General features: G+C 32.2%; 7 protein-coding genes. 2 read left to right on the top strand and 5 right to left on the bottom strand.

Going from position 1 to position 6,421, the window contains the following annotated elements:
• Nucleotides 1-19: 19 nt before the first annotated feature.
• Nucleotides 20-1,579: a recombinase family protein gene (locus tag Q5076_RS05955; protein WP_303011660.1), complete on the bottom strand. Its 1,560-nt coding sequence runs from the start codon at nt 1,577-1,579 to the stop codon at nt 20-22.
• A 307-nt stretch (nt 1,580-1,886) separates the two neighbouring features.
• Entirely contained in the window at nt 1,887-2,510 is a 624-nt protein-coding gene (locus Q5076_RS05950) for a recombinase family protein (RefSeq protein ID WP_303011658.1), read from the bottom strand.
• A 154-nt stretch (nt 2,511-2,664) separates the two neighbouring features.
• On the opposite strand from Q5076_RS05950, the gene Q5076_RS05945 reads away from it, so the two are divergent.
• Complete coding sequence (locus Q5076_RS05945; RefSeq protein ID WP_303011655.1) at nt 2,665-2,949, top strand: helix-turn-helix domain-containing protein; 285 nt, start codon at nt 2,665-2,667, stop codon at nt 2,947-2,949.
• Between the two features lie 154 nt (nt 2,950-3,103).
• A complete protein-coding gene (locus Q5076_RS05940; RefSeq protein WP_303011654.1) occupies nt 3,104-3,652 on the top strand; it encodes a hypothetical protein in 549 nt (182 codons plus the stop codon).
• An 84-nt stretch (nt 3,653-3,736) separates the two neighbouring features.
• Here Q5076_RS05940 and Q5076_RS05935 read toward each other — a convergent pair whose 3' ends face one another.
• The 3 genes from Q5076_RS05935 to Q5076_RS05925 form a co-directional block, all read right to left on the bottom strand.
• Entirely contained in the window at nt 3,737-4,678 is a 942-nt protein-coding gene (locus Q5076_RS05935) for a hypothetical protein (RefSeq protein ID WP_264380247.1), read from the bottom strand.
• A gap of 82 nt (nt 4,679-4,760) precedes the next feature.
• A complete protein-coding gene (locus tag Q5076_RS05930; protein ID WP_264380246.1) occupies nt 4,761-4,937 on the bottom strand; it encodes a hypothetical protein in 177 nt (58 codons plus the stop codon).
• 378 nt (nt 4,938-5,315) lie between these two features.
• Entirely contained in the window at nt 5,316-6,341 is a 1,026-nt protein-coding gene (locus Q5076_RS05925; protein ID WP_303011652.1) for a GntR family transcriptional regulator, read from the bottom strand.
• Nucleotides 6,342-6,421: the final 80 nt, after the last annotated feature.

The raw sequence follows: 6,421 nt of genomic DNA, 5'->3' as shown, positions 1-6,421 counted from the left end.
TAGAGCATCTGACTGTTAATCAGAGGGTCCTTGGTTCAAGTCCAAGAGGAAGAGCCAGATTAGACAAGCCAGCATTTTTGCTGGCTTTTTCTTTTTCAAGCCTTTGTAATTCGCTGGAAATCATACCTATTTTATTAAGAACTTCATTCATTTCAGCGGTTCGATAACTATTTTCCAAAAATTGCATTTTTCCAACTATTATCGAACCAACCAACTTTATTTTAGTTTCTGCATCTGCTTTTTCAAAATAATCTCCTAAATGAGTTAAAATATTAGTAGAGTATTCTATCTTTTCTTGCACTTCTTTTATATCACTATTTTTTAAAAGGTTTTGTTTGTCTCGTAATTCAATAATACACTGTTTGTGGCGAGCGATTATTCTTTTGTGCGTATCTATATCAATCGCCTTCTCTATCAACATATCATCAGTCTCATTTATTTTATTCTCCAATCTCACTATCTCATCATCTAAACATTGAATCTGCTTATTTATATCCGACTTAAGAACCTGTTTTAAATCAGCAACAACCAGCTTGAATAACTCTAAAATATCCTCATCAGGAACAAAACTATTAAGAAATTGGACAAACGTCTTATTCGCCTCATCTGCTTTTATCCGCTGATGCCCCGAATGATTACAATGATAATACGGATAACGACTACCATTACGACTTCTTGAAAAACTTCCCGTCAAGTTACCACCACAAACAGGGCAGACCAAGAAGTTACGCAGAAAAAGTTCAGGTACAACTTTAGCCTTTGCCTTAGGGTGGTTTCTCCTTTTACCATCCAGCAAAGCCTGTACCGTATTAAACAATTCTTTATCTATTAACGGCTCATGAATTCCTTTTACCCATTCATCTTTACTACCATTATAACTTGGTACATGCACCTCACCAATGTACAGCCTATTTCGGAGCATATTAAGAAAACTCTGCTTTTGCATTTTCACCCCCTTTTCAGCCATCATTTGCCGTACTCTGTCAGCTGAATACAGCCCTGTAGCAAACAAGTTGAAACTTTCTACTATAAGATTAGCCACAGGTCTATCAATCAGCAATTCCGATTCTTCGTTCTTTGCGTGCTTCTTCCAGTAATACCCTTTAGCTGGATGCCCATTCGTATATTTCCCATTTTTCCTGGCTGCAAAATTACATTCTCTCACGCGCCTAGATATTTTTAATCGTTCCGAATGTGAAGTCGATAAATACATAGAAAGCATAACGATATAGTCAGGTTGTCCATAATCAATATGCTGCTCTACGCTATTTATTTCGATGCCCCTTTCTTTAAACTTCTCAATCTGCACCAATGCTTGCGTCAAGTTGCGGGCAAACCTATCCCAACGTGTAACCAAAATCATATCCACATGATTTGTCCTTTTAAAAGCATAAGCTTTCATCTCCTTGAAACGTGGTCGATTGAAATTCTTTGCGCTGCAATCCTCATCATAGATTGCTATTAGATTATTTTTCTTTATCTCACAATGCTGTTTTATGTATTTAGTCTGATATTCTACACTAAAACCTTTCTCCGCCTGTTCGTCTGTACTTACACGAACATATCCTAACACATTCATATCATTTATTTATTTTACGTTCAACTTCTATTTGAATCTCACCTATTCTATACAGAAACTCTCTTATTCTTTCTATGTCTTTATCTGTATATTCTTTTTTGCCATTTTTGTTTAAAATCTGTCTGCATAATTCCAATGTTATCATTAACATACATGGTATTTCCCTCTGCTCAAAAGGCAGTTATTTTTGTATTTCAGCCTCATCGAGATAAATCAACATTTCTTAAATGTATACAAACTAATTTATCCCGCCTCTCTCAATCTATATAAGAATAAGGTACACTCATGGATGAGGCTATAATCACTCCTACATAAGCGTTTTTATCTTTCTTAACGTATTAACACTTGTTCCCGTTAAAGCATAAATATTTCTGAGACTATAATTCTTTTTTAACAATTTGGTCTCTTCTTTGTATTCCTCCAACATGACATTTACATCTTTTCGATACCCTGCCTTACGCCCTACTTTGCCGCCATTGGCACGATAATTATGATAGCCACTTTCTACCCGTTCCCGAATAGTCTTCCGCTCCATTCTTGCCACTTCTGATAAAATTGTAACTAAGAATTGACTCATAGGATTTACCTTGCCTTGCGCTGTAAGCGTCTCGATATGGTAATTCTGTATATACAAAGAAATCCCCTTATTATTTAACATCTCAATAACTCTAAGCACCTGCAAGGTATCACGACCCAATCGTGACAATTCTGTAACTAAAACTTTATCTACACGATTCGCTTCTACATACTCCATCATACGTAAAAGTTCTTCTCTCTCAGAATTTGCTTTAGCTCCACTTATTTTCTCAGAGAAACAAGCGCATAACTGCCAATTATTTTTGGCAGCCAAAGCTGTCAATTCATTCACCTGCCTATCATACTCTTGATTAGACGTTGAAACTCTTGCAAATATTACCACCTTTTTATTCATAATTTTACATTTGCTTTATATATCAATTATTACGCCACAAATATACATATAAAACAATTAAAATCAAAGGAAGAATTGATATATTTAGCAATTATATATACAATATTTGCTTCTTACGATAATTTTATATACTTTCGAAGAAAAATAAGAGATAATGGAAAAAATTTTAGCCGAAAACGTAAAACGTATTTGCAAGTCACAAGGGAAGCAACTAAAAGACCTTGCTAGCAGTATAAAAATGGATGCAAGTAGCCTAACAAGAGCTATTTACGGGAATGCACGTCTTGACACTATTGAAAAAATAGCAATAGCGTTAGGCGTGTCAGTAAAGAGTCTATTTGAAGCTACAAATGACAACGTAGAGGGATATATCAAAGTTAAAGGGAAGATATACCAATTCAATAGTAAAGAAGAATTAAATCAAATACTTTCACATTAATTTCCCAGAAAGTATTTTCATATAGTCAAGATTAAGCTTATAAAAGCTTGATTATGAAAGTATTTAATTCTAAAACTAAATGTAAATAATTCAATAATTACTTCCTATTAACATATAAAATAAGCAATTATTAAAAAGATTAATTTTCATCTTTATGAGAAAGAAAATAAAATGTCCCCATTGTGGAAAAGTTCAATTTTTTGATGAATCTTATCACGCTGGAAACAAAATCATTATAATTCTAGTATGCCTTCTTTTTGCAATAATAACAGCTATGGCTTTTATTATATCAATAGTTTTTTGGGGAATAATGATTTATCAAATAATAATATTTAACACAAGAAGTCAAACCTGTATTTCATGTAAGAAAACAATAAAATCATCAGACAAACATTTATTAGATGAAATTGCTTCATATGATTATATTAGTTGTGATAAAGGAAAATTCAACCAGCTACTTATTCTTAATTCACTAATAACTGCTGCCATTAACAATGAAAAGGAAGATTTTGAGAAAGCATTCAACAAATTATCATTTTTAGAGTTTCCTCTAAATAAAAACAGAGATTTTTTATCTACTCAATATCGCTTAAGACCAACAAGCTTTATTCTCAAAGCCTACGATAATCTAACATTCGAAAATTACTATTATCTAATAAACATCAATAAGAACTTAAATATATCAATTCAAAATATCAAATAATCTTTTTAGATTAATTCAATACAAAACAAGATGTGTCAATATGGTCTATATCAGATTAAATTGACACATTTTATTTTTGACACATTAAACAACCAAAGTCCTAATATCAATGTCTGATTTTGAAGAAGACATTAGACGTTGATACAGGTCTCGATAAGGTTGCATTATTCTACGAATAGAAGTATTTGGGGAGATTAACGCCCGAATAGTCATTTCTACCTTAATTAAATCATAATCACATGATTTTAGCAACAGTTCACGCTCATAATCTCTCAAATTTGTACAAATGCAATTTTCTTTAGATGGTTTCTTTAGAGCCTCATCTACAACTGTAAAAATTGGGTTAGCTGTTGAGGCTAAAACCTCTTTTAATCTATTATCTTCTATAAGAAGTAAAGTGCGCATTTGTGCCATAGTGCTAATATTTAGCTCAAAACGTACTTTCCCATGAAAATGACAAACGACCTTTTCTTTATCTGATAGAGAATTTAAGAAATTGGAATTGGTGGCTTTCATTAATTCCTTTTCTTTATTATATATAATCAGACGCTTCTTATGACGATTGGTAGCAACTGTATTTTCAATAACAATTCCGTTTGTATATTCTCGACATATCCATTTCCTAAAATTAGAAAGATTACTTCTAATATGCTGAATGACATTAGCTAAATCATCTACGGAAATATCTCTTGTAACATCACATTTCACAACTTTAGCAGATATAAGAATATTATCTATATCTAATAAACAAATGCTTAAAGAGTTTATATTCATAAGACATGTGCGAATATTTTGTTGATTGATGAGATTTATACATTCCTCTCCTAACACTTTAGACGTAAATTCTAGGACTAGTTCGTGTTTCCTATAATCAACCATTATTAATAAAGAATATGGAGTATTTTGCTGATATTTATAGTATAATAATTCTTCTCCCTTATAATGAGAGATAAATACATTTTCTTTTATATTACTTATATACTCTATATTATTACATACTAATTTAAACTTATCAAAACATAACATTAAGATTTAAGGTTTTTAAGAAGATTATTCATCCTTGCCAAATGACAAGTTTTGTCACCTTGATAAGTAATAAGATAGAGGATTATTCATCCTCTACTCTATCCTCATTTTTAGGTCTGTTAGGAATCTCCTTCCAATACAAAATCATCGCCTCCGAAATAGCCTGTCTATGGGCTTCACTTTTGCTCTGATTTTTGAGCTTCCTACTAATTTTCTGCTTAGTTACATCGCTTAACTCACGGTATTGACGTTTACCCATACTTTATACCTCCTCTTTTTATTTATAAATAGTAGGAATAATAAGAAAGTTAAGTATAGTAAACTAATAATTCTTCCATTTCTTCATGAAGAAGTAAAAGCAACAGTATACCACATAACACGCCTATATCCCATCTTATTGGAGAATAAAGTTACACAGCAAAAGCCTTATATATCAAGATATACAAAGAAAAAGAGGTTTATAACGTCTGTATTACTGGAGGTGTCTCCATTAAGAAACAGGGAGGTACTTTCTCAATTCCCAAATCCTATCTAAATCTTTTAAGAAGCGGTGCGAGAAAAGTCCTGAACGGAGAGCAAAAAAGAAGCCACCTGAATGGGTGGCTTTCTTATTTAATATCATTAATAGAACTTTCTTTTAAAGAGAGTTACGTATAATCACTTTCGTCGGGTTACGCTTATATATTATATTTTTATTCAAGATAACAGAAGCCGCAGCCTTCCCCATCATCTCAAAATCTGTAGAAATGACAGTAATACCTCCTTCCAATATTTCTTTTACAGCTGTGTCATTATAAGAAATCAAACCTATTTCCTTACCTAACTCATATCCTTTCTTCTTTGCCAGTTTAATCAAGGATACATCATCCGTATCATATCTACTAAAAGTAATATAAGCATTCCCTTTACGGAAATTTTTCTCTTCTACATTCGATTCTATAGAATATGGCAGTTCACTTTTTACACAATAGTGCAGAAAACCATCAATTACTTGTTGTGCATGAATTGCTTCCGGACGCGCTATCAGAATCAGTTTTTCATATTTTTTCAACCGATCCTGCAACTGTAAAAGACTACAATAGATATCATAGCCATAATCTTGATAAATACAACTATAGTTACCACTCAATCCTTGTTGGTTATAATCTATGATTATTCTTTTTTCAGCCGGAATCAGGTTTAAAACATCTGTCACATCTTCCTTCAAAAAAGTAGCTATAATATAATGCGTATAATTGCCCAAGTTTTCTTTAATGAGTTTCTCAAAAACTTTATAGTTATGATGATGAAAGTAAATGTCAATATCTCCCACATCCTTCAAAGAATTGAAGATAGAACGATAGATCTGTTCACGCATCACATTCATCTTATCCAATAACAGAAATACATGATAAGAATGGTTTATAGAGACCTTCTTTACAAAATACCCTTTTCTATAAATTGCTTCAATTACCCCCATCTCCAACAAGTAATTCAACCCTTTCAGCAAAGTCTCCTTACTCATGCGCAATTGCGTTTGCAGTTGGTTAAGTGAAGGTATTTGATCGCCTATCTGAAGTGTTCCATCTTCAATTAGTGAATTAATATAATCCACTAACTGAAGATACTTCATTCGTGAAGCAGGTTTCTTCTGTTCCGTTATATCAAGATTTTCGTTTTGCATTACGACCAAGATTAAATAAAATTTTAGCAAATATACTTAAATACCATGATAAAGCAAACTATTAGACAGACAAAATCTTG

Source organism: uncultured Bacteroides sp., assembly GCF_958445495.1.
In the GTDB taxonomy this organism is placed as follows: Bacteria; Bacteroidota; Bacteroidia; order Bacteroidales; family Bacteroidaceae; genus Bacteroides.
Note: the sequence above shows the minus strand (reverse complement) of the source record. Positions and strands in the feature narration are given on the sequence as shown.